We start from the raw sequence: 24,383 nt of genomic DNA on the forward strand, positions 1-24,383 counted from the left end.
AAGTTATGATGCGTAAAGGGAAAACGCTTTTTCAGCCGCCATCAGGCTTCGACCCAGCGCGGCACGTACTTCCATGCCGTTTTCAGCTCGCGGTCGTGCTCTCTCCAGGAGGGATCGCTGAGGGTGAGCAGCTCCTTGAAGGCCACCGAGTGGTTCATATGAACGGTATGGCACAGCTCGTGCAGCATCACCGATTCGGCAAGGGGCCGGGGCAGAAAAAGCAGTTTGGAATTGAGCGATATGGTGCCTCTCGAGGTACAGCTCCCCCACCGGGATTTCTGCAGGCGAACGGCAGTCTTTTCAAAACTGAACCGGTGCTTTACGGCAAGATCCTGGAGCAGAGGCACAAGGTCGCTTCCGGCCCTCCTGTTAAGCCATAGCCGGAGAGCCGACCTGCAAAGCTCCGCATTTTCGATTCGGCCCCGAAGCACAAGCTCCCCATCCGGCGATTCGACAACCTTAACCCGCACGGCACCCTCCTGTTTACGGTACACCACCCTCCAGCGATCCTCAGTACACTGAAAAGCAACGGTTTCAGGGAGCAATGCCGAAGAAGATGGGTCCATAGAGGCATGGACACTATCGATTCTTGCCATGGCGTTTCCTATCCAGTCGCAGTGGCGAACGACAAGCGTATCGACGTGACGTATATCGTAACGTTGCGGCACCACCACCACGAGCCCTTCATGGGGAACCATTTTCAGGCGGGGATGAAGCGCCCGGGAACTGACCCTGACCGTATAGAACAATCCTGGAACTGCGGCACTTTCATGCCGGCTGACTTTAGCCGTAATACTCTTCATACCCTGCTGGTGCAATTCGACATGCATGACAAATCCTGAGACGAAGAAGCCCCTTTTCAGGGCGACCTCTTTCTGCATATTATATTTTCCGGTGGCAAAGAAAAACAAAACCCTCGGAATTTCCCCACAAGATTATGCCGATTGTATTATCAAACAAGATTTTTTTATTACACTTTGCATGCAAAACAGAAATTTTCAAGAGAACACTCCGCCACAATGCGCATTTCACGAAAAATAGAGATCGATTACGGCCACACGCTGCCCAACAGCTTTTCGTTCTGCAACCAGCTGCACGGTCATCGCGGTGTAGTTGTCGCCACCGTCGAAGGTGCGCTTATAGAGAGGAAGGGCGACGGGGAGGAGGGCATGGTCATGGATTTCAAGTTCCTGAAAGAGATCATGGTGAGACATATCCACGACGTGCTCGATCACGGCTTCGCGGTATGGAAGGATGACCCGGAGGACCTGGATTTCGTCATGAAGCGGAACTCGCGCGTGCTGGTTACCGATGAACCGCCTACCGCCGAATGCCTGGCAAAATGGGCCTACAAACAGATAAGGAACCATCTTCCCGAAGGCGTTTCGCTCAGGGAGGTCCGCTGGTATGAAACGCCGAATAACTGGGCGGATTACGACGGCAAGGACTGAACCGGACAGCCGGTACAGAGGGAAAATATCAGAGCCGCTTTTTTTTTCGGTTCCTGAAAAATTGTGTACTGAAAATCCCGCCTACAAGCAGATACCAGCCGGACAACAGTAAAAGATCATGAGCGAAAACATCGATCATAGCGATTAGCGCCTCGGGGGAGGGATTAAAGGAGCGTAAACGTAATTATAGCAAATAACCGACGAAAAATAAAGGCGTTTTCGAAAAAGATTGTTACTTCACGGAGATAACTGCCACATGATTTCCCGCAAACGGAAATCAATCGATCCTGTCCTTTCTGCTTCTGAAAAACACGACGAGAAGAAAACATCCGGAACACAGGCACCATGCCGAAACGACCAGCAGGTCACGATGAAAAAAATCTGCCATAACAGGGGGAGGGTACTACTGAAGGGTTACGATATTTATAACCTGATTATACCGATAAAAACCGGTTTTTCAAAACAGTTCGAAGCGACAACCGCCTGGCGGCAGACGGAGCAGAATCAGCCGGGGATCCAGAAAATCTCTCCGGCCTGCTCGAGGGTAGCGAACCTGCCTGTGTCGAAAAGATCCTTCATGGTTCGCTCGACCTCCGCCTGGTCGCCGGAAAAACGGGCAAGCAAAGCGGATGAAAGCTCCCTCTCCTGAACCGGATGGCGGGAAACGATGGCCATGACGGCTTCGAGAAGATCGGATGCACTGCCGAGATCCATGCTGCCTTTTACCGGATGCATGACAGGTGCCGCCGTCGAAAGGATGCTGAAGGCACGCTCGATGCGATCGTCTCCGGGAAGGGCAACCTGCTGTTCAGGCGCGGGACGTGTCGGAAGAACGAGATGCACCATATCGGGAGCGACCTGCTTCAGGGCTCCGGCAAGTTCATACAGGGCTTCATCGGAGTCGTTGAGTCCGCCGAGCAGCATGACCTCAACCCAGAGCATTCCCCTGTACTCTCTGCGGAACTGCACCAGGCCGTCGAGGTGCTGCCGGAAGGAAAATCCCGGAGCGGGACGATCGATTGCGTTGTAGAGCTCCTCCGAACCGGCGTTCAGGGAGGGCAGAACCGCATCGGCCTGCATAAGCTCGCAACGAACCTCTGCGAGATGAAAAAGCGACCCGTTGGTGATCACCGCAACGGGAACATCCGTCATCTTTTTCACCGATTCGATCAGATGCCCGATACCCTTGTAAAGCAGGGTTTCACCCGATCCCACGAAGGTTATCCAGTCTATATGCCCGCCACGATGCAGGGCCTCCTGGATTTCAGCAAGAATCTCATCTGGAGGAAAAAACTCGCACCGCTCGGTGGCATAGCGTTTTGTCCGGCCAAGCTGGCAGTAAACGCAGTTCCAGGTGCAGCTCTTCATGGGCAGCAGGTCGACGCCGAGCGACTGTCCGAGCCGCCTGGACGATACCGGCCCGAACACATGTTTCAGGGCCGCAGGATCTTTTTTTCCGTCGAGCGGCATGGCGTTCAGGCCTCCCCTGCAATCTGCATCTCTGCGATTTTCGCTTCGCTCTCGGCCTCGAACGCCTCTTTGGAAATATGCGGCAGCACAAGGCTGGAAACCGTGAAAGCGATGATTTCCATCATAAATATCGCCGCGTAGGCCCAAACATAGGTTCCCGAAAGATGGTAGACCACATCGCGGATGATGCCCGCCCCGAAATGGCCGAGAAAGATCGCAAGACTCTGGGCGGTTCCCCACAGACCGATATAGATACCGCTCCTGCCGGCAGTCATGGTCATCATCATGGAAATATTTGAAACACTGGCCGCGCCAAGGCCGATGCCGGTTACGACAAGCGCCAGGCGAAGAAACTGTTCATCGCGCATGAAGCCTGCTGCAATCAGCATGCCGAAGCCGATAATGCCGAAAAAATTACCGATATGCGCACCGCGTTTCTGGCCGATCCTGTTGAGCAGAAAACCCACCAGCAGCATGAAAACAAGCTGGGTGCCGCCCATGGTCGGCCTGAAAAGCTTTGTTGTCGTACCTACCGGCATACCGAACACATCGCCACCGAACGGGTCCATGACGATCTCGTTGGCGAAGAGCGCAAAAATGGAGATGAAAATGTAGAAAGCGAACTGCAGGGTTCGGGGCGAAGAGGTAAGCAGGCGTATCGACTGGGAAAAGCTGATGGAGTGCTTGCTCTTGCCCGCCCTGACTTCGGCGTTGCGCTTCTCGACGCCCAGAACCGCAAACAGGCCGATGCAGAGGGCGATAGAGCCGCCCACCTCGGCAACGGCAATGAGACGCTCGGGAGTGAAAACATCGAGATAGGAACCAACAATGCGGGTGGAGACGATGGTGGTAAGCACCATCAGCGTCCAGCTCGCTCCGGTAACCTTGCCGATATGCTCCTCCCCCACCGTATCGGCAAGAAGGGCATAATAGGCGGTGGTTGCCACCTGAAGGCCGAAACCGAAAACAAGAAAGATAATTGCCAGCTTCAGCAGCCCGATATCGGTCACGACCGCAACGAACAGATCGGAAAAGGTTTTGCCGGCAATATTCACCTCATAGGCGGCCGCCGGCGCGAAAACGAAGGAGAACACGCAGCACAACAAACCAAGAAGAATATAGGGCGTGCGCTTGAGGCCGAAGATATGCGAACGGTCCGACATGTTTCCGGCCCACACCTTCACTCCGAAAATGGCAAGCAGCTCCTTGAGGCTGATGAGACCGAAAACGATGGTCGAAGAGATCCCCAGATCCGTGGTCATCACCCGGTTGAGGGTATCGTGCAGAAAGCCGAGCATGATGCCGAAACCCATCTGGAAAAGCGAGAGGCGGATCAGATTCAAGGTCTTCATAGAAGTAATCGGTAATAACAGTTGCTGCCGGATAGCCGTCGTGAAGCCCTTAATTTACATAAATCCCCTTGCCGCACAAGCAACCTCGACGGAGCGATCCTTGTAAATCATGGGGTTTTTCTTTATCCTGCTACCTGTATCGGAATACTCCGCTCTTCGCCGCAAGGCGGCTTTGCATGAGTTATCCGTCATCTTGGGGGTGCTGCCTGTCCCGGAACATGCGCTATAAACAAAACCGGGTAGCGGCTGAGATCAAACCCTTGTAACTTGATGCAGGTAATGCTGCCGCAAGAAAAGATGGAGCAGCTTTTCTTCCTTCAGACGCTTCTCTTTCCCTTCCGGGCGGCATGACTCTCTTTTTCTACGTGTAACCCACAGCCATGAACACCTCTTCGGAAAACATCCACTGCCCGGAGCACCGCATGTACGGCAACGCTTCGGAAAAAACCTATACAAAGGGGTGCATCCACCCCATAGAAGTCGGCATGAGAACCCTCAGGCTCACGAACACCTACACCTGCAGGGGAATGGCCTTTTCCTCCATCACGCTCTACGACACCAGCGGGCCCTATTCCGATCCGGCAAAAACGTCAGACCCCGAAAAGGGGCTGGACCCGGTTCGCGACAGATGGAACTTCAATTCCGGGAACACGGAACCTGCGACCGACCGTGGCAACGAAACATCAGCCGAGAGAGTTCCACTCCGCGCAAAGGAAGGGTGCTCCCTCACCCAGCTCGCTTACGCTCGGAAGGGTGTCGTAACGCCTGAAATGGAGTATGTGTCGATCCGCGAGAACCAGCGGCTCGAAGAGTGGATCGCCGCATTCTCGATAGGCGGAAAAACCTTCGAACCCTTCACCCCGGAGTTCGTGAGGCAGGAAATTGCCGCAGGAAGGGCAATCATTCCGGCCAACATCAATCACCCCGAACTTGAGCCGATGATCATCGGACAAAATTTCAGGGTAAAAATCAACGCCAACATCGGAAACTCCGCCATGGGCTCCTCCATCGGGGAGGAGGTCGAAAAAGCCGTCTGGGCCTGCCGCTGGGGAGCGGATACCGTCATGGACCTCAGCACAGGAAGCAACATCCACCAGACCAGGGAGTGGATTCTGCGCAACTCACCGGTTCCCATCGGCACCGTGCCGATGTACCAGGCGCTGGAAAAAGCAGGAGGGGTCGCCGAAAACCTCACCTGGGAGCTTTACCGCGATACGCTCATCGAACAGGCCGAGCAGGGCGTGGACTACTTCACCATCCATGCAGGCATCCTCCGGGAGCACCTGCCCGCCGCAGACCGGCGCATGACCGGCATCGTATCGCGCGGCGGAGCCATCATGGCCCGATGGTGCAAGGCGAACGAAAGGGAGAACTTCCTGTACACCCATTTCGACGAAATCTGCCGGATACTGAAGAGCTACGACATAGCGGTATCGCTCGGCGACGCCCTCAGGCCCGGCTGTATCGCCGACGCCAACGACGAAGCGCAGTTCGGCGAACTGAAAGTGCTCGGAGAACTCACCCTCCTTGCATGGGAGCACGACGTGCAGGTGATGATAGAAGGGCCGGGGCATGTCCCCCTCAATCTCGTGGAAGAAAACATGCGGAAGCAGATCGAACTGTGCCACGGAGCCCCGTTCTACACGCTTGGACCGCTCACCACCGACATCGCGGCCGGTTACGACCACGTGAACTCGGCAATCGGCGGCACACTGATTGCCGCATACGGCTGTTCCATGCTCTGCTACGTAACTCCGAAAGAGCACCTCGGCCTGCCGGATCGCAACGATGTTCGCGAAGGGGTTGTGGTGCACAAGGTAGCCGCGCATGCCGCCGACATCGCAAAGGGAAACCCCACGGCATGGCTGCAGGACGAACTGATGAGCCGCGCCCGGTATGCCTTCGCCTGGGAAGACCAGTTCAACCTGTCGCTCGACCCGGTAAAGGCAAGGGAGCTGCACGCCGAAAGCATGGCGGCAAGCGGACAGAGCGTCGAAAACCAGGATTTCTGCACCATGTGCGGTCCGGATTTCTGCTCGATGAAACGCTCGCAGGGAAAATGAAAAACGGAAATTGCCCTGTCTTCCGGAAACACGGGCCATGATGTCGCCGACATCCATAAAAAAATCTGTCCAAACACGAAAAGGTGCCCTTGCGGAGCACCTTTTCTGTTTACCTGTTCACCATTCGGTGATGAAAAAGCGTTGTCGTCAAGAGGCCGCTTTGATTATGGCCGCAAAGTCCGCCGCATTCAGGCTCGCTCCGCCGATAAGGCCGCCGTCGATGTCCGGCATGGCAAACAGCTCGGCTGCGTTCGAAGGCTTCACGCTGCCTCCGTACTGAATGCGCAGTCCGTCTGCGGCTTCCGCTCCGTAAAGGTCGCTGACCGTCCTGCGGATAAGTGCGTGGACTTCCTGCGCCTGATCGGAAGTTGCGGTTTTTCCGGTGCCGATAGCCCATACCGGTTCATAGGCGATCACCAGATCCTCTATGCCCGCAATGCCTGCAAGACCGGCCCTGACCTGACGGGTCACCACATCTCCGGTAATGCCGCTTTCGCGCTCTTCGAGCGTTTCGCCCACGCAGAGAATGACCCTGAGCCCTTCCTGAAGCGCTTTCGAAACCTTGCGGTTGACGACCTCATCGGTCTCGCCGAAAAGCTGACGGCGCTCGGAATGGCCGATAATGACGTAGCTGCAGCCTGCGCCGAGAATCATCCTTGCCGATACCTCGCCGGTGAACGCACCGTCGTTCTCGTAATGACAGTTCTGGGCTGCAAGAAAAAGCGGGCCTCCTGCAAGCAGTTTTCCGATCTCGAAAAGAGCCGGATAGGTTGGGGCGAGACCTGCCTCGCAGCCTGAAAAGCCGCTTCCCAGTTCTGCGATAACCGCAGATGCAAGCTCCACGGACTCGGCAATGGTGAGGTTCATTTTCCAGTTGCCGGCAACGATGTTTGTGCGCTTCATATGTTAATAATCTGTTTTTACCTCGCCGTAGATCTTGTCGATCTGTTCAAGGCTGAAGGTGTGTTTGCCTTTACGGGCGTCTTTCAGTTCGATCTCGCTGCTGCCGACGGAGGTTACCACCCCGTGCCAGACGCGCTGTTCTTTGGTGACAAGATTGATTTCCCGGTTCATAAGAGCCTGGTTTCCTCCGATCTGAGCCGGACGGTAGATGATTTGACGTTTACCCATAAGTAAGCGATGGTTGGTTGAACAAGCTCCTGAATATAACAAAAGCCCGGTTTTTCCCGAGCCATTAAATTCGGCTTGCCGGGAACACGATAGATAGGCATCACTCTTTTCCGACAGTATAACTTTGCGCTGCATCAGAGGCATGCTGATTGGCTTCCGGTTTTGTTGTCATCAAGCAAAAAGCCCTGCACTCCGGATCGGGAGTGCAGGGCAATGTCTTTTGGCGGATATCAGGAAGTGAATGCCTGAACGGGCTTACTTCACGAAAATGTCGAGGATCTCGTAGTGCAGCTCGCCTTTGGGAACGGTGATGTGCACTTTATCGCCCACGGATTTGCCGATAAGCGAACGCCCGACAGGAGAGCGCACCGATATTTTTCCGAGATCGGAATCGGCCTCTTCGGACGAGACAAGCGTGTATTCAACCGTTTCTTTCTCGTCCTGCAGGTTTTTCAGCTTCACCGAGGTGAGAATGTACACCTTGTCTGTCTTGATCTGCTTGGGATCGAGTATGGTTGCCGTCGAAAGCTTGTTTTCGAGATCTGCTATGCGGGCTTCAGTCTGCGACTGTTCCTCCCTTGCCGCATCGTACTCCGCGTTTTCGCTCAGATCGCCATGAGAACGGGCTTCAGCGATTTTCTCCAGAACCTCCTTTCTGGTTTGATGAACCAACACATGCAGCTCATCCTTGAGCCGGTTGTATCCATCTCTGGTCAGGTAAATTCTGTCACTCATGTTTTGTGCTCTTAATGGTTAGCGATAAACAGATCGGTTAGAAGCCCATTTCCTGCAGATCACCATGAAGCTGTTTTCAGGAGGAGCAGGAAGGTCAGATGGCAACAAAAAAAAGTAAAGTCAGCTGCCTCTGCGGCTGACTTTACTCCCTTGCAATGTACAACACTAAACGCTTCAGGGCAAGAAACTTTTACACATTGAAGGCAAAATACACCTTGCTGCCCCGACGGTCCACGAGCAGAAAAACGAGGTCTCCCCTTTTGACTTTTCGCAGAAGCCCGGCATACTGCGCGTAAGAGGTCAGCGGCTGTTTGTTGAACGATACGATCACATCCCCGGCACGCAGGCCGGCACTGAATGCGCTGCTCGACTGGTCAACGGCGGTGACGACCACCTTGCCTGTAACTCCCTCCTGCAGCTTGAACTGCCGGGCAAGCTGCGGAGTCAGCTCCTGCGCACGGATCCCGAACGCTTCGGAAGCCGGCTGTTGCTGCTGCTGTGCAGGCAGCGAAGCGGCATCACCGGAGGGCTGCTCCTCCAGACGGACGTTGAACAAACGCACTTCGCCGTCGCGAAGAATCCTGATTTTGGCCATGGAACCCGGAGAGAGACCGGCAATGGCGTTGCGAAGCTCGACACTCGACAATGCCTTCCGGTCGTTGAAATCGAGAATCACGTCGCCGGTAAGGATACCCGCCCTGGCCGCCGGACTGCCCGACACGACGGTGCCGACCAGCACGCCCTGTGTGCTCTTGAGCTGCATGCCCCTGGCGATGTTCTCATCGATGTCCTGAATGCTGACGCCGAGGTAACCGCGGGTAACCTTGCCTTTGGTGATGAGCGAGGTGAGGACCTTCTGGGCCATATTCGAGGGAACCGCGAACCCGATGCCTTCGAATCCGCCGGTACGGCTGGCGATCGCCGTATTGATGCCCACCAGCTCGCCGTTGATGTTCACCAGGGGGCCGCCGGAGTTGCCGGGGTTGATGGCAGCATCAGTCTGGATGAAGTCTTCGTAGTCCGCAAGGCCTACATTGGAACGTCCGATAGCACTCACGATTCCCTGGGTTACGGTTCGGGCGAGGCTCTCGCCCAGCGGGCTGCCGATGGCGATCACCCACTCCCCCACTCTGAGCCTGTCGCTGTCGCCGATCAGGATTGGCTTAAGCCCCTTGTCGCTCACCTTGATGACGGCCAGATCGGTTTTGGGGTCGGCGCCGATGACTTTAGCCACGATCTTCCGGTTGTCGAAAGTGCGGATATAGATGGCGTCGGCATTGTCGATCACGTGATTGCTGGTAAGGATATAGCCGTCGGAAGTGACGATCACGCCCGAACCGAGCCCGCGCTGTACCTCCCTGCGAGAGTTCTGACCGCCGCTTTTCGGCGTGCCGAAGAAATCATCGAAGGGAGTGCGTCCGAAAAACTCGAACGGGCTGATAACCCTGCGGTTCACGGTCTTTTCGGTAAAAATGGTCACCACCGAGGGCGTTGCCGATTCGGCAATCTGCACAAAGGCTTCGTTGAAATCCCTGAGCGTCTCTATCGGGGAATTCTCGAAATTGTTTTTCGCCGTGGCGTAGTTCGGCTTGCTGCTCAGCCTGAAACTGGTATCGGGCCCGGAAAAGCTGAACTCGATGTTGGCGAAAACAAGCCCACCCACGGCTATTCCGAGCAGGAGCAGCAGCAGGTATTTCACTCTGTTTCCTCTTTTTTTCATGGTTCCTGTATGGTTTTGTTCGTTCGATACAACACGTCTCCTGCAAAACACCGATCAATACATGCCCTCTGACGCTTCGATGTTCTCTACCGCCGTCAGTCCGGCCCGCATCTTGCTCATGGTCTCTTCATATTCGCTTTCCGGCTTCGAATCGGCCACGATTCCTCCTGCGGCCTGAAAATAGATGGTTCCGTCACTGACGACCATGGTCCGTATCGTTATGGCTGTGGTGAGATTCCCCTTGAAATCCAGAAAACCAACCGCACCGCCGTAGATACCGCGCTTCTCCTCTTCCAGTTCGTAGATGATCTCCATGGCGCGCACTTTCGGAGCCCCCGTCAGCGTACCTGCCGGAAAGCACGACCAGAAGGCGTCCATGGTTCCCAGATCGTCCCGGAGTTCGCCGCGCACATTGCTGACGATGTGCATGACGTGGGAATATTTTTCGATGATCATCATCTCATTGGTCTCGACCGTACCGACCTTGGCGATACGGCCGATATCGTTGCGGCTCAGATCGATCAGCATGAGGTGTTCGGCGCACTCCTTCTCGTCGGCAAGCAGCTCCCTGGCGATGCGGGCATCCTCTTCGTAGGTGCTCCCGCGCTTTCTTGTCCCGGCTATGGGCCGGGTATCGACGATGCGCCGCCCGCTCTCGTCGCGCTGCACCTTTACCAGCAGTTCAGGAGAAGAACCCACGATCTGTGCATCGGGAAGATCGAAATAGTAGAGATACGGAGACGGATTGACCGTCCTGAGCATCCGGTAGACATCGAAAGGGCGCGTGGAGAGCGGGCGACGCAGGCGCTGGGAAATCTGCACCTGAAAAATATCGCCCTGCAGGATGTACTCCTTGGCTTTTACAACCTTGCCCAGATACGCATCCCTTGTGGTGTTGGAAACCACCTCTGCAGGTCGCTCCGGCTTCAGCACCACCTCCTCGCGGCTGAGCGGACGCAGCATCTGTTCGGCAATGGCATCGAGGCGCGCTTCGGCCTCGCCCCGGTCGCTGCCATCGAGATAGTTTGTGGTGATGAAAACCTTCCTCATGATGTTGTCGAACACCACAAGCGTATCGCAGAAAAGCAGCACGATATCAGCCATGCCCGCGGGATCGGGCAGGAGAGGCCTGGGTATGCGTTCGACCAGATGCATCGCATCGTAGCTGAAATAGCCGAAAACGCCGGAAGTGATCATGCGGGGTGAGCCGTTCTTGCGACCCGGCAGTTCGAGGGTGTCGAACTCACCCAGACAGCGGTCGATGACCTTGCGCAGATCGCGCTCCTCGGCAGCAATCGATTTAAGGCTGCTGAAGCGTTCGTTGAAGACCTCGAGCGTGACATCTCCGCCTACGGAGCCTCTGAGCACGGCGACCGGATCAATGGCGATATAAGAGAACCGGGCCAGGCGTTCTTCGCCTTCCACCGACTCGAGAAGGCATGAATGCGGCCGCTGCAGTTTGAGATAGACTGAAACAGGGGTCTCGGTATCGGCGTGAACCTCCCTGATGAGCGGCGTGAAAACAAACGAGGGAATCCGGGGCTGCACTGACATAAAAAGAGTACGGGTTTGCAAAAAGGTTCTTCGGAGCTATCGACAGAGCGAACAGGGTTGCCTGTAATAAAGAGAAAAAAATTGTATCATGGAATTAGTAATACCGGCGCGCATCATGTTCCGTGCCGACGTCACCCCGAACCTTGACCATGAGCCTCCATTCACCTGAACATAACGTCAACCCTCGATCCTGGATAAAAGCGCTGCTTCTCTCGCCGGGCATGCTTTTCCTGTTCGGGTACCTCGCCATCTACAGCGTCGCTTCGGTCCGGATGAACGGCACGTTCAGGGAGCAGGTTCAGCAGCGGTATCAGGGCTCCAGCGGAAACACCCACACCCTCACCATCGGCTCGATCGAGCCGGAGTTCGGCATGAACGCCATAACGCTCAGCCGGGTCGAAATGACCCCGACAGAACAGTGTCCGCAAAACCTGCGGCGGCACATAAGCGTCAAAAAACTTGCCCTCGCTTTTCCGGAGCTTGAAAAAACGCTGTTCAGCCGCCGGAAGCTTCAGGAATCAACCGCGCTCGTCTGCAGGAAAATCCGGCAGATGGAAACAACGATTCAGTGAACCATCAGGCCAATCCGCTGCCATCTTGCCGAGAAGATTTTGCCAAGCGGATCGAGCAGCAGCGGAATACCGGGATCCCACGACCAGTAGACCATAATGGCCTCACCCACAATGTCCCGTTCCGGCAGAAAACCCCAGTAACGGCTGTCGAGGCTGTTGTCGCGGTTATCTCCCATGGCGAAATAATAGTTATCCTGAACGGTATACTGTTTTGCCGGAACACCGTCAACATAGACCTGAACCCCCATGAGCGAAACATCATGGCCTTCATCGGCAACAAGTGAACTGTACAACTGGTAGGTTTCGGCATTGAGATCTATCACATCGCCTTTGCGGGGGATGCGCAAAGGGCCGTAATTATCCTTGTTGAAACTTGAATATTTCGGAAATATCTGGAAATCGGCGGCTCCCGGCGGCACCTTCTGGCCAATGAACTGCGCATGCTCAGGCAGAGCGGATACCCTGCCGTTCACATAGAGCTGCTGAGACCGGATTTCAAGCGTATCGCCGCTGACGGCAACACAACGTTTGATGTAGTTCAGCGAACGGTCTTTGGGAAACTTGAAGACAATGATATCACCCCTTTTGACGCTGTCGGCTGCAGGAAGCCGGAACCCCACAAGCGGCACTTTTGCGCCGTAGACATATTTGTTTACAAAAAGAAAATCGCCGGCAAGCAGCGTATTTTCCATCGAACCGGTTGGAATCCTGTAAGATTCGACAACAAATATTCTCAGCAACGTTGCGAAAATCGCCGCTATTACAAGAGCCTCAAACCACTCTCTCGACTGTTTTTTAGCCGGTTTTTCATGTTGACTGTTCAAAATAAACAATGGTTATATGGTTTTATCTGATACACATCCACTCCATTTTTTCTTCCGCAAAAAACAGGCCACTCAAAATATTCGACGTTCTTTTTTTTTCGTTCCGGCGAATTTTCATCAGAAACCCCGAGAGTATTTTCCGACCGCCCGTCTCCTGGCTACCGAGTCCTCACTCGTCGATATTGAGAATGGCAAGGAATGCCTCCTGCGGCACCTCGACCCTTCCGACCTGCTTCATGCGCTTCTTGCCTTCCTTCTGTTTTTCAAGCAGTTTGCGCTTGCGGCTGATATCGCCGCCATAACATTTCGCCAGCACGTTCTTGCGCATGGCCGAAATGGTCTCCCTTGAAATGACCCTGCTGCCGATAGCCGCCTGGATGGCCACCTCATACATCTGTTTCGGAATGATGCCTTTCAGTTTCTGACAGAGCTTGCGACCCCATTCATAGGCTTTCGAGCGGTGCACGATGATGGAGAGCGCATCGACCGGCTCACCGTTGAGCAGCACGTCGAGTTTGACGAGATCGGACTCCCGGTAGCCGATGTACTCGTAGTCCATCGAGGCATACCCCTTCGAAATGGACTTGAGACGATCGTGAAAATCGAAAACGATTTCGGCGAGGGGAAACTCGAAATGCATGTTCACCCTGGTGCTGTCGAGATAGTCGGTATTGCGGTACTCCCCGCGCCGCTCCATGCCGAGCTTCATGATGTTGCCGATATACTCGGAAAGCGTGATGATCTGCATGCTCACATAGGGCTCTTCGACGTGGCTGATTTTCGCCGTGTCCGGCATCTTCGACGGATTGTCGACTTCGATGACATCGGAATTGGTCAGTACGACCCGGTATTCCACATTGGGAACCGTCGTGATGATGTTGACCCCGTACTCGCGTTCCAGACGTTCCTGGATGATCTCCATATGGAGCAGGCCGAGAAAACCGCACCGGAAACCGAAACCGAGCGCAACCGACGTTTCGGGAGTGTAGACCAGCGAAGCGTCGTTCAGCGAAAGCTTTTCGAGCGACTCGCGAAGGTCCTCGAACTCGTTCGAGTTGATCGGATAGAGGCCGCTGTAGACCATCGGCTTGACATCCTTGTAACCTGAAAGCCGTTCGGCGGCGGGAGCGTCGGCATGCGTTACCGTATCGCCGACTTTTGCATCCTTGACATCCTTGATGGAGCAGATCAGGTAACCCACATTGCCGGCGGCAAGCCTCTCTTTCGGCTGGCGCTTCAGGCTCATCGTGCCGATCTCATCGGCGGTATAGAGATGGTCGTTGGCGAAAAACCGGACCCGGTCGCCCCGGTTGAGCACACCGTCAACGATTCTGAGGTAGACCACCGCACCGCGGTAGGCGTCGAAAACCGAATCGAAAATCAGCGCCCTGAGGGGAAGGTCCTTGTTGTCTTTGGGAGCGGGAATCCTGGCGATGATGGCTGCCATCAGCTCATCGACTCCGGTTCCAGCCTTGGCGGAAACCTGGAGGATATCCTCCCGCTCAATACCGATCAGATCGATGATCTGGGAGGCGACCCCTTCGACGTCGGAAGAGGGCAGATCTATTTTATTGATGACCGGAATGATTTCAAGGCCGGCATCGATGGCGAGGTACAGGTTGGCGATGGTCTGCGCCTCTACGCCCTGCGTGGCGTCCACGATAAGCAGCGCGCCTTCGCAGGCTGCCAGGGAACGGGAAACCTCATAGCTGAAATCGACATGCCCCGGCGTATCGATAAGGTTGAGAATGTACTCCTGACCGTCTCTGGCCGTGTACTTCATCTGAACGGCGTGGCTTTTGATGGTGATACCGCGCTCCTTTTCCAGATCCATATCGTCGAGCACCTGGGCTGAACCCATCTGGGTGCGGTCAAGCGTATGGGTCACCTCGAGCAGCCGGTCGGCAAGGGTGGATTTGCCGTGGTCGATATGTGCTATAATGCAGAAGTTGCGCGTGCGGCTCACTTCCGAAGAAGGCAGGGACATAAAAAAGAGCGTTTAATTTCAATAAGGGCGCCTGCGGGGATTGCCGCAGGCACGGCCTCGATATTCCAAGGTGGAGAATATAAGAAATAAAGCGATGGGATGGCAATCATGAGAGCACGAGAGGGGTGAGGTACTCTTCGGGACGGAAACCCCGCAGAAATTCGGAGGCCTCCATCATTTTTTTGCCTTCGAACTGCAACAGCTCCAGGCGAATCCAGCCGTCGGCGGCGCCAACAAAAAACTGCCCCTCGTGAATCAGCACGCCGCCCGGACCGGAAGGTTCCGAGGGCAACGGCCCGGCACAGGGCTGAGCCCTGTAGATTTTCAGGGTCCTGCCGCCCAGCGTCGTCCATGCTGCGGGCTTCATGGCCAGACCCCGGATAAAATCGCAGAGTTCGACAGCTGCGGAATTCCACCTGATTCGGGTGTTCTCCCTGGTGAGCTTGGGAGCTCTGGAGGCGAAGCGGTCATCCTGCCGCTGCAGCGCCACGCGGCCACCGGCGATCCGGCGAAGGGTTTCAAGAACGAGCCCTGCGCCGGCAAGCGAAAGCTTTTCGGCAAGGGTGGAGGCGTTGTCGTCCGCGCCGACCGGAATTTTCTCCATGAGAATCATATTGCCGGTATCGACTTTCTCCTGCAGAAAAAACGTGGTGACGCCGGTCTCCTTTTCCCCCCTGATGATCGCCCAGTTGATCGGGGCAGCGCCTCTGAAGGCCGGAAGCAGCGACGCATGGAGATTGAAGGCTCCTTTTGGGGCAAGGGTGTAGACTGCAGGCGGAAGAATGCGGAACGCCGCCACGACAATCACATCCGGTCTGGCGGCGGCAACGGCAGCGGCCAGTTCGGGACCCGATGGGTCATCGGTTTCATAAACCGGAAGGCCGAGCCGCAGGGCGGCTTTTTTTACCGGGGTAGGTTCCTCCTGCGCATTTTTTCTGCGACGGGGCTTGTCGGATCCGGTAACGACAAGCGCAATATCGAACTCCTGCTTTTCCGAGGCGATCCTCTCAAGCGAAGGAACCGCAAAATCAGGGGTTCCCATGAACACGATTCTCATGAACGAACGGGGAATAAAAAAATTAATGATGCCATCCTCATGCCTGGCCTGCGTGAACCGCGGGCGGCACAACCGGATATGAGGCGCTGAAACGGCCTTCGGCAAGATCATCGAGATCTTGCTGCACTTTTCTCCGGTCCCTCTTCTGCAGGCGGTCTACAAACAGCCGGCCATCGAGATGATCGATCTCATGCTGCAGCACCCTTGCCAGCATGCCGGAGAATTCCCCGGTCCGCTCTTCGAAATGTTCATCCCGCCAGGACAGATTGATCGAGGCCGGCCTCACCACATCACCCTGAACGCCCGGCAGACTCAAGCACCCCTCCTCCATGGCCTTGTAGCCCCTGGATTCCAGAATTCTCGGGTTGATCACCACCATCCGTTTTACATTTTCATACTCCCTGATACAGGATATATCGACTACCAGAAGGCGCAGGGAGCGGCCTACCTGCGGAGCCGCAAGCCCTATGCCGGGAGCGTTGTACATGGTTTCGAACATGTTGCCGAGCAGCTCCTCTATTGTTGCGTCGATGCCCGTCACGGAAACGGTCTTTCGGCGGAGAACCTCGTCGCTGTATATGTTGATCGGTACTATCATAATCCGTTGTCATGAAATATTCAGTCGCAATGCACTCATCCGGAACCCCGGGAAAAAACAAAAAGTTGCGGACGCTCCGGCGGAAGGGAAATAAGCATTTTCACGGCGGAAAACCGCTGGTTGCTCGCCACATTTTATCCTGCCGGCATGGAAATGCAGACATTCCATACAAAATTTGTAAATTTATCGAATAAAGCGTAAAAAACCTGATCTCAACCGGGATACCTCAGGACAAGCCCAGTTCCGGAGACTCCCGAACCGGAGACGCGGCATTCCACTACAAATCGCATCTTGTTTATTCGATGACGAGACAACCATTACCGAACCGGAAGGACACAAACGAAAAACTCCTGCAGGCTGAAACCATCTTCAAGACCTATATGAAAGAACACGAGATGCGCTGCACCAACGAGCGTATTATCGTGCTCAGGGAGATCTACAAATCGGGCAACCACCTCGATGCCGACGAAATATTTGTCCGTCTGAAAAAGAAGGGGATGAGCATATCGAGGGCGACGGTCTACCATACCCTTGACCTGCTTTTCAAATGCCATCTGGTCACCAAGATCGACCTTGGTCACAAACACACGCACTATGAAAAATCACACGGGGTGGCCAACCACCTGCACATCATCTGTGAACAGTGCGGCAAGGTTGTGGAGGTAACCAGCAACGAACTGGCGGCAATGCTTGAAAAGCTGTGCCTCGGAAACGGCTTCGCTCTCGAAAGCTTCAGCCTTCAGGTTTTCGGCAAATGCACGACTCCGGACTGCGGCGCCAAACCGGAAAAATAACCACCCGATCATTCATTCCGGAGAGTTGCGGCGCAGTGAAATTCTCTTCAGCGGGATTTTCTTCAGTACTTTTTCCACCTGTGAACGCACGGGAACGACATTGAACCGGATGCGTTTCGGCAGTCTTATTTCCGGAAACTCGATCAGCTCCTCCTCTCCGCCAGCCTGAACCGGATAGATCAGAATAAAACTGTTCCTCTCGAAATACCGGCCGAGGTATCCCGGTATTTTCGACATTCTCGAGTGCCAGGAGCGGTGGTTCCTGCGACTCATCACAACAACGAGATTGTCGTCGCCCCGTATCTCTTTGGCGAGTCCCGAAAAATCGTCCAGGTTCCGGAATATCTTGTACTCCGCATTGGGAAAACGCAGACCATGATGCTCCTTCAGATAGCCGAGCGTCTGTGGTGAACCGTAGAAAAGCAGTTTCGAACCGGTATTGTCCACCATGTTCGAAAGCCGGTCGATCCACAGCAGGAATCCATCCTCACTTTCGGCATTCTGCGGCACGACCGCGATGGTACGCTTGATGGTCGCAAGCGGCTGAGCCGGCTTGTATATGAAGGTCGTAACGTTGCATGCCGCAAGAAGCTCTTCAGACAGGCTGCCGAGAAAGGAATCGGCAAGGCTGCTCTTGTGATGAAGGCCCAGTATGAGGTCGGTGATCTTCTGCTCCCTGACGACTCCGGCGATGCCGTTGGCGACGCTGCTGTCGTACCGGAACAGACCGGTAAGCAGATTGTCGGTCGAAGCGGCCGTCATGACGGCTTTTTCAAGAACTTTCTCCGCATGTTTTTCGACAGTCCCGCCTGAAACGGAGCTGTCGGCGACATGGAGAGCGAAAAGTCCGTCAAGGTTCTGCCTCGATTTTATGGTAACGCCCAGATTGACAAGCTCTTCGACCGTCTTGATGTCGTTCATGGGCATGAGAATTCTTTCGGCACCCGCCTTCAGGAGTCCCTCCGGGGGAACATCTCCGGTTTCGGCCGCAGCAATGTTCTGCGCTCCTTTTTCGCCGACAATGGTCGCCAGGGTGCAGGTGACAAGGATGAAAAGAATCGTACCGTTGAGGACGCTCTCGTCGAGCAGTCGTACCGGAGTGCCGTCAAGCGTGTAGCCCGTGATGATGTTGTAGCCAATCAGTACGGTTGCAAGGGCTACTGCAGCGTGGGCACTGATAAGACCGAAAATAAGCCTGCGCTGATCGGCTGAAAAACCGTAGATCTTCTGCGTAATCCATGCGGAAACGTATTTCGCCACGGTGGCGGCAACGGTGATGACCAGAGCGACCCTGATGGTGGCTGCATCCTTGAAAAAAGCCCTGAAATCGATCAGCATGCCCACCCCGATCAGAAAAAAAGGAATGAAGATGGCGTCACCCACAAACCGGATCCTGTTCATGAGGGGTGAGGTGTGCGCTATGAGGCGGTTCAGGGCGAGTCCGCCGAGAAATGCTCCGATAATGGGTTCGACACCGGCGGCTTCAGCAAGAAAAGCTGCAAGAAAAACCATGCCGAGCACAAAGAGATACTGCAGGACGCTGTCGTCGAAGCGCTTGAAAAACCTGCGGGTTATAACCGGAAAGAGCAGCAGGACGATAAGACTGAAAACGATGATGCCGATAAAGAGCCTTATCCAGAAAACGGACGACAGCGCTCCGTTCGAACTTCCTGCCACGACGGCAAGCACGAGCAGGGCAAGCGTATCGGTGATCATGGTGCCGCCCACGGCGATATTGACCGCCTTGTCCTTGGCTATGCCGAGACGGCTGACGACCGGATAGACGATAAGCGTATGGGAGGCGAAGATACTGCCGATAAGCACCGAGGAGATCAGGGTGAAATCAAGCACGTAGAGAGCGACGAAAATACCGAGCAGCTGCGAAATGAGAAAGGTATAGAGACCGAACAGGATACTTTTTCCGCTGTTTTTCTTGAAATCGGCAACATCGATCTCCAGACCGGCCAGAAACATGATATAGAGCAGTCCCACGGTTCCGAACAGCACGATGCTGCTGTCACGAAGCATCAGGTTCAGACCGTTTGGCCCGACAACAGCTCCTGCAATGATCAGGCTGATCAGGCTGGGAATTCTCAGCCGCTTGAAAAAAAACGGAACGAAAAGAATGATGAACAGGATCAGCGAAAACTGCAGGACAGGATTCTTCAGTGGCAGAACAATTTCCGTAAGGCCGGCTAACAACATGGCTTCAGCGGTCTTATTGACGAACTGTGCGGCATTGGAACCGCACCTGATTAAGGGAAGATAGGCATAACTTGGGGTGAAGAAAAACCGGCGGACCGGAATGCAGGGTTGCTGGCGGTGTTTTTGAGGGAAACAATGGGCACTTTGTATATCTTTTACTTCTCGACGGCATCGGAACAGGTTTCCCGAACGGCTGCTTTTTCGGGCTTCAGGAGAGCGTAATGACCCGGAAAAGCGCCTGTGTCACCGACTGAGGCATGAAGGAGATGGGAAAGGAATATTTCCCGATTTTCATTATTATCGGCACAGGAGCCCCGTATTTCGCAGAAAAAGATGCCGGCTCCACTTGTCAACCGCCGCAAGCGATGGTTCGAGAGCGGCGGACAATCGTTTTCAAGACCTGTATGAAGCACCTGCATCCCGTTTACAGTAAAATAGTCATCAAGGTCGGAACAAACGTCATCACCGACCGGGATGGTCATCTCGACATCCCTGTTCTTGAACAACTGACCGCCCAGATAGCGGAGCTGCACCGGCAGGGAGTACAGGTTATCCTGGTCTCTTCAGGCGCCGTGGGCGCCGGACGCTCGATCCTGCAGCTGACCGGCAACCTCCCTCCCGTAGCGGCCCGTCAGGTACTGGCGGCTACCGGCCAGATCAGGCTGATCGATACCTATACGAAACTTTTTGCCGCCCACGGGCTGGTTACGGCGCAGATTCTCGTCACCAAGGGAGATTTCAGCGACAGGCTGCACTACCTTAACATGAGAACCTGTTTCTCGGCCCTGCTGCAGCAGAACATCGTTCCGGTTGTGAACGAAAACGATGCGGTGTCGGTAACGGAACTGATGTTTACCGACAATGACGAACTTTCGGGACTGATAGCCTCGATGATGGATGTGGACGGCTACATCATCCTCTCCCATGTGGACGGCCTGTTCGACCTTAAAACCGGAAACGGAGCAATCATCAGGGAAATTCCTCCATCGACGAAGCATTTCCACCAGTACATCAATCCCGGAAAATCCGAGTTCGGCCGCGGAGGCATGCTCACCAAATGCCATATCGCCCAGAAGCTCTCCCGTCTCGGCATTACCGTCCATATCGCCAACGGCAAGACGCCCGGCATCCTGCATGCCATCCTGCAGGGCGAAAGCCCCGGCACGACATTCCTGCCGGAAAAACCGACCTACGGGCCGAAGCGGTGGATTGCGCACACCGAAGGAATGGAGAAGGGCGAGGTCGTCATCAACGAGGGCGCACGGAATGCTCTCACGGCCGGTGAACGCGCAAACAGCCTGCTCCCGGTAGGGATCGAATCGGTGCACGGGTCATTCCTGAAAGGCGACATCATCAGGATTTCAGCTGCAGACGGCACGGTGATCGGATACGGGCTTGCGCAGTACAGTGCGGAAAAAACCCGGACGCTGATTGGCCAGAAGGGCCAGAAACCCTTGATCCATTACGACTATCTGTATATTACCCAGTAACCCTGTCAGGGCAGGCCTCCGTTAACCCGTTATCCTGACCGCAACCGCAAACCGTATGCAGCAATCCCTCACAGAACTCTTCAGGGCCGTACGCCGTGCCAGCCGCGAGCTGGTCATGTTCGATGATGCCGCCGTCAACAACCTGCTTCTGGACCTTGCCGCTGAAATTCCGCTCGTTTCGGCCTCGATACTTGAAGCGAACAGGAGGGACCTCGACCGCATGGACCCGGCCAATCCCATGTACGACCGGCTGCTGCTCAGCGAAAGCCGCCTTGAAGCCATAGCCGGAGATATCCGCAGCGTTGCGGCGCTCCCCTCTCCGCTCGGGCTCGTGCTCGAACAGCGCAGACTTCCCAACGGCCTGGAGCTGACGAAAGCCACCGTTCCCATAGGAGTGATCGGCATCATCTACGAAGCCCGCCCCAACGTCACCTTCGACGTATTCGCACTCTGCCTTAAATCAGGCAATGCAACCGTCCTCAAGGGCGGAAGCGACGCGCACGAATCGAATACGGCCATTGTGCAGTGCATCAAAACCGTACTTGAGCGCCACAGCCTGAACCCCGACACCATCGTCCTCCTGCCTTCCGAGCGCGAAGCCGCCGGAGAGATGCTCAATGCCGTGGACTATATCGACATGATCATTCCCAGAGGCAGTCAGAAGCTGATCGACTTCGTGCGCATGAACGCCAGGGTTCCGGTCATCGAAACCGGGGCCGGTATCGTGCACACCTACATCGACCAGGCGGCCGATACCGCAATGGCCGCCGACATCGTCTTCAACGCCAAAACACGTCGTCCGAGTGTCTGCAACGCCCTCGATACGCTGATCATCCATGCCGCGAGGCTTGACGACCTTCCTGCAATCGTGGCGCCCCTCGAAAAGAAAATGGTCATCATCTACGCCGATGAGGCGGCATACGCGAAACTGCTGGGCTCCTATCCGGAAACCCTTCTGGAGAAAGCCCTTCCGGAACATTACGGCACGGAGTTCCTCTCGCTCAGGCTTTCGGTGAAAACCGTGGCCTCCCTTGAAGAAGCGCTCGATCACATCGCCGCCCACAGTTCGCGACACAGCGAAGCCATCGTCACCGGCGACCCTGCGGCAAAAGAGAAATTCCTCAAACGCGTCGATGCCGCTGCAGTCTATGCCAACACCTCGACGGCGTTCACCGACGGAGCCCAGTTCGGTCTTGGAGCGGAAATAGGCATCAGCACGCAGAAACTTCATGCCCGCGGGCCGATGGCGCTCAGGGAGCTGACCAGCTACAAGTGGATCATCGAAGGCGAGGGACAAACAAGACCCCTGTAAACCATGCTGTTTGAAGCCAGAAACATCCGGAAATCCTATACCCTGCCCGGACAGGCGCCGATTCCCATTCTCAGGGGCATCGATCTTCAGGTCCGGCCGGGAGAGATGCTCACGGTAATAGGCGCTTCGGGAAGCGGCAAGACCACCCTGCTCAACATGCTCGGCACGCTCGACACTCCCGACGAGGGAGAGCTTCTGTTCGAGGGTGAACCGCTCTACCGCAAAGGAAACTATCTTCTTTCGCAGAAGGAACTGGCCGCGTTCCGCAACCGGAAAATCGGTTTCGTCTTCCAGTTTCACCACCTGCTGTCCGACTTTACCGCCGTCGAAAACGTAGCCCTGCCGGAGTTCATCGCCACAGGAAAGCTTGTGCCGGCAAAAAAACGTGCCGAGATGCTGCTTTCGGAACTCGGCCTGAAGGAGCGATACGAGCACCTCCCCTCGGAACTTTCGGGCGGAGAGCAGCAGCGCGTGGCAATTGCGCGCTCGCTCATGAACAACCCGAAACTGATCCTGGCCGATGAACCGAGCGGAAATCTCGACAGCAGAAACAGCCGCATGCTTTACGAACTGATGGCCGGCCTGTCGAGAGAACGCAGGACCTCCTTTGTCATCGTCACGCACAACGAGGAGTACGCAGCCCTTGCAGACCGCTGCCTGCACATGCAGGACGGCCTGCTGCACGAATTGAACCCGGCCGTACCCGCTTCCTGAACGAAAGAAATCCTGCAGCCTCTTTATGCCAGAACAAGAAAAGTCACACCGTCTCGGTCCGGTTCAGTTAGCCCCGTCCATTCTGCCCCGACATGCTGCGACCTTTCTGTTTTCGGCGTTTTTCTCCATCGCCCTGGTCACCTTCGTCTCTATAGGGCAGGCGTACATCCTCAACGAGAACCTGAAAATACCGGTCTCCGAACAGGGCACCATCAGCGGCGACCTGGTATTCTGGACGGAAGTCGTGACCCTGCTTTTCTTTGTTCCCGCCGGCGTCCTGATGGACCGCATCGGACGGAAACAGGTTTTCTCCGCCGGCTTCATACTGCTCGCGATCGCCTACGGGCTCTACCCGACCGCATCGTCGGTCGGAGAGCTCACTGCCTTCCGGGTGATCTATGCGCTCGGCATCGTTGCCGTTACCGGAGCGCTCTCCACCATCATGGTCGATTACCCTGCCGAGCGCTCGCGCGGCAAGCTGATCGCCATCACCGGGTTTCTCAACGGCCTGGGCATCGTCGTCCTGAACCAGTTCTTCGGAGCCCTGCCCCATCGCCTTACCGCCACCGGCATGAGCGGCAGCGATGCCGGCCTCTATACCCATCTGGGCATAGCCGCTGTCGCACTGCTTTCCGCCGCTGTCGTAGGCGTCGGCCTCAAAAGCGGAACCCCGGTAAGAAAAGAGGAGCGCCCTCCGCTGAAAAAGCTGCTCGGAAGCGGCATCAGCTACATGAAAAACCCGAGAATCCTGCTCTCGTACGCTGCGGCGTTCGTGGCGCGCGGCGACCAGTCGATCATCGGCACATTCCTGCCGCTCTGGGGAACGACTGCAGGCATCGCCATGGGCATGGAGCCTGCCGAAGCCGTCAAAAAAGGGACACTCATCTTCATCATCTCGCAGGCAGCCGCACTCTGCTGGGCTCCGGTCATCGGACCGGTAATCGACCGGATGAACCGGGTCAGCGCGCTTGTTCTCTGCATGTTCCTGGCCAGCGCGGGGTACCTTTCGCTTGGCCTCATCGGCAATCCCCACGAACCATTTTCCCTCCTGTTCTTCATTCTGCTCGGAATAGGCCAGATCAGCTCCTTCCTTGGCGCCCAGTCGCTGATCGGCCAGGAAGCACCGAAAGCCGAACGCGGATCGGTGATCGGCATGTTCAACATAAGCGGAGCGGTCGGCATTCTCATCATCACCTCGACCGGGGGACGGCTTTTTGACGGCATGAGCCCGAAGGCTCCCTTTCTGGTTGTGGGCGCCATAAACATGCTGGTGATGATCGGAGGCATTTTCGTACGTCTGTACGCGCCGGGAAAGGCAGCGGGAGGAGAAGCGTGAAGGTGCGAGGGATTTCCC

The 24,383-nt window shown here is 55.5% G+C and carries 21 protein-coding genes and 1 riboswitch; of the genes, 8 read left to right on the forward strand and 13 right to left on the reverse strand.

Going from position 1 to position 24,383, the window contains the following annotated elements; translation table 11 throughout:
• Positions 1 to 41 precede the first annotated feature (41 nt).
• Complete coding sequence (locus tag WBP50_RS08735) at positions 42 to 881, reverse strand: M48 family metallopeptidase (protein ID WP_423933495.1); 840 nt, start codon at positions 879 to 881, stop codon at positions 42 to 44.
• Positions 882 to 1,019: 138 nt separating this feature from the next.
• Between WBP50_RS08735 and WBP50_RS08740 the strand changes: the two genes are divergently transcribed.
• Positions 1,020 to 1,451: a 6-pyruvoyl trahydropterin synthase family protein gene (locus WBP50_RS08740; protein WP_423933497.1), complete on the forward strand. Its 432-nt coding sequence runs from the start codon at positions 1,020 to 1,022 to the stop codon at positions 1,449 to 1,451.
• A 504-nt stretch (positions 1,452 to 1,955) separates the two neighbouring features.
• Here the strand turns inward: WBP50_RS08740 and WBP50_RS08745 are convergent.
• Positions 1,956 to 2,921 carry a radical SAM protein gene (locus WBP50_RS08745; protein ID WP_423933500.1) on the reverse strand — a complete coding sequence of 322 codons (966 nt, stop codon included), beginning with the start codon at positions 2,919 to 2,921 and terminating at the stop codon, positions 1,956 to 1,958.
• A gap of 5 nt (positions 2,922 to 2,926) precedes the next feature.
• A complete protein-coding gene (locus tag WBP50_RS08750; protein WP_423933503.1) occupies positions 2,927 to 4,273 on the reverse strand; it encodes a BCD family MFS transporter in 1,347 nt (448 codons plus the stop codon).
• Positions 4,274 to 4,458: 185 nt separating this feature from the next.
• Positions 4,459 to 4,584: riboswitch (TPP riboswitch) on the forward strand.
• Between the two features lie 69 nt (positions 4,585 to 4,653).
• Between WBP50_RS08750 and thiC the strand changes: the two genes are divergently transcribed.
• Positions 4,654 to 6,336 (forward strand): phosphomethylpyrimidine synthase ThiC, encoded by a 1,683-nt coding sequence (thiC, locus tag WBP50_RS08755; RefSeq protein ID WP_423933505.1) that lies wholly within the window; start codon positions 4,654 to 4,656, stop codon positions 6,334 to 6,336.
• 147 nt (positions 6,337 to 6,483) lie between these two features.
• Here thiC and tpiA read toward each other — a convergent pair whose 3' ends face one another.
• The 5 genes from tpiA to trpE all read right to left on the reverse strand — a co-directional run bounded on the left by tpiA (position 6,484) and on the right by trpE (position 11,476).
• Complete coding sequence (gene tpiA, locus WBP50_RS08760) at positions 6,484 to 7,239, reverse strand: triose-phosphate isomerase (protein ID WP_423933508.1); 756 nt, start codon at positions 7,237 to 7,239, stop codon at positions 6,484 to 6,486.
• A 3-nt stretch (positions 7,240 to 7,242) separates the two neighbouring features.
• On the reverse strand, positions 7,243 to 7,467 hold the full coding sequence (locus WBP50_RS08765) for a hypothetical protein (RefSeq protein ID WP_423933509.1): 225 nt from the start codon (positions 7,465 to 7,467) through the stop codon (positions 7,243 to 7,245).
• Positions 7,468 to 7,722: 255 nt separating this feature from the next.
• Complete coding sequence (gene greA / locus WBP50_RS08770) at positions 7,723 to 8,202, reverse strand: transcription elongation factor GreA (RefSeq protein WP_423933512.1); 480 nt, start codon at positions 8,200 to 8,202, stop codon at positions 7,723 to 7,725.
• A 190-nt stretch (positions 8,203 to 8,392) separates the two neighbouring features.
• The gene (locus WBP50_RS08775) at positions 8,393 to 9,922 is read right to left on the reverse strand and encodes a Do family serine endopeptidase (protein WP_423933515.1); all 1,530 of its coding nucleotides are present in this window, start codon (positions 9,920 to 9,922) and stop codon (positions 8,393 to 8,395) included.
• A gap of 54 nt (positions 9,923 to 9,976) precedes the next feature.
• Positions 9,977 to 11,476 (reverse strand): anthranilate synthase component I, encoded by a 1,500-nt coding sequence (gene trpE, locus WBP50_RS08780; RefSeq protein WP_423933518.1) that lies wholly within the window; start codon positions 11,474 to 11,476, stop codon positions 9,977 to 9,979.
• Between the two features lie 149 nt (positions 11,477 to 11,625).
• Between trpE and WBP50_RS08785 the strand changes: the two genes are divergently transcribed.
• The gene (locus WBP50_RS08785; RefSeq protein ID WP_423933521.1) at positions 11,626 to 12,048 is read left to right on the forward strand and encodes a hypothetical protein; all 423 of its coding nucleotides are present in this window, start codon (positions 11,626 to 11,628) and stop codon (positions 12,046 to 12,048) included.
• Here the strand turns inward: WBP50_RS08785 and lepB are convergent.
• The 4 genes from lepB to def form a co-directional block, all read right to left on the reverse strand.
• Positions 12,042 to 12,872, reverse strand: a complete 831-nt coding sequence (lepB, locus tag WBP50_RS08790; RefSeq protein WP_423933523.1) for a signal peptidase I — start codon at positions 12,870 to 12,872, stop codon at positions 12,042 to 12,044. The two genes, WBP50_RS08785 and lepB, sit on opposite strands and share 7 nt — an antisense overlap.
• Positions 12,873 to 13,041: 169 nt before the next feature.
• Positions 13,042 to 14,859 carry a translation elongation factor 4 gene (lepA, locus tag WBP50_RS08795; RefSeq protein WP_423933525.1) on the reverse strand — a complete coding sequence of 606 codons (1,818 nt, stop codon included), beginning with the start codon at positions 14,857 to 14,859 and terminating at the stop codon, positions 13,042 to 13,044.
• Between the two features lie 106 nt (positions 14,860 to 14,965).
• Positions 14,966 to 15,916, reverse strand: a complete 951-nt coding sequence (fmt, locus tag WBP50_RS08800; RefSeq protein ID WP_423933527.1) for a methionyl-tRNA formyltransferase — start codon at positions 15,914 to 15,916, stop codon at positions 14,966 to 14,968.
• 37 nt (positions 15,917 to 15,953) lie between these two features.
• The gene (gene def / locus WBP50_RS08805; RefSeq protein ID WP_423933530.1) at positions 15,954 to 16,514 is read right to left on the reverse strand and encodes a peptide deformylase; all 561 of its coding nucleotides are present in this window, start codon (positions 16,512 to 16,514) and stop codon (positions 15,954 to 15,956) included.
• A 302-nt stretch (positions 16,515 to 16,816) separates the two neighbouring features.
• Between def and WBP50_RS08810 the strand changes: the two genes are divergently transcribed.
• Complete coding sequence (locus tag WBP50_RS08810; protein ID WP_423933532.1) at positions 16,817 to 17,308, forward strand: Fur family transcriptional regulator; 492 nt, start codon at positions 16,817 to 16,819, stop codon at positions 17,306 to 17,308.
• A gap of 12 nt (positions 17,309 to 17,320) precedes the next feature.
• Here the strand turns inward: WBP50_RS08810 and WBP50_RS08815 are convergent, their stop codons facing one another.
• Complete coding sequence (locus tag WBP50_RS08815; protein WP_423933533.1) at positions 17,321 to 19,513, reverse strand: cation:proton antiporter; 2,193 nt, start codon at positions 19,511 to 19,513, stop codon at positions 17,321 to 17,323.
• Between the two features lie 404 nt (positions 19,514 to 19,917).
• On the opposite strand from WBP50_RS08815, the gene proB reads away from it, so the two are divergent.
• The 4 genes from proB to WBP50_RS08835 are packed head-to-tail and all read left to right on the forward strand — an operon-like array spanning position 19,918 to position 24,365.
• Positions 19,918 to 21,003: a glutamate 5-kinase gene (gene proB, locus WBP50_RS08820; RefSeq protein ID WP_423933536.1), complete on the forward strand. Its 1,086-nt coding sequence runs from the start codon at positions 19,918 to 19,920 to the stop codon at positions 21,001 to 21,003.
• Positions 21,004 to 21,058: 55 nt separating this feature from the next.
• Positions 21,059 to 22,315 (forward strand): glutamate-5-semialdehyde dehydrogenase, encoded by a 1,257-nt coding sequence (locus tag WBP50_RS08825; protein ID WP_423933537.1) that lies wholly within the window; start codon positions 21,059 to 21,061, stop codon positions 22,313 to 22,315.
• A gap of 3 nt (positions 22,316 to 22,318) precedes the next feature.
• On the forward strand, positions 22,319 to 23,029 hold the full coding sequence (locus tag WBP50_RS08830) for an ABC transporter ATP-binding protein (RefSeq protein WP_423933538.1): 711 nt from the start codon (positions 22,319 to 22,321) through the stop codon (positions 23,027 to 23,029).
• A 25-nt stretch (positions 23,030 to 23,054) separates the two neighbouring features.
• Positions 23,055 to 24,365: an MFS transporter gene (locus WBP50_RS08835; protein ID WP_423933540.1), complete on the forward strand. Its 1,311-nt coding sequence runs from the start codon at positions 23,055 to 23,057 to the stop codon at positions 24,363 to 24,365.
• Positions 24,366 to 24,383 lie beyond the last annotated feature (18 nt).

This window comes from Chlorobium sp., assembly GCF_049593655.1.
Lineage (GTDB): Bacteria > Bacteroidota > Chlorobiia > Chlorobiales > Chlorobiaceae > Chlorobium.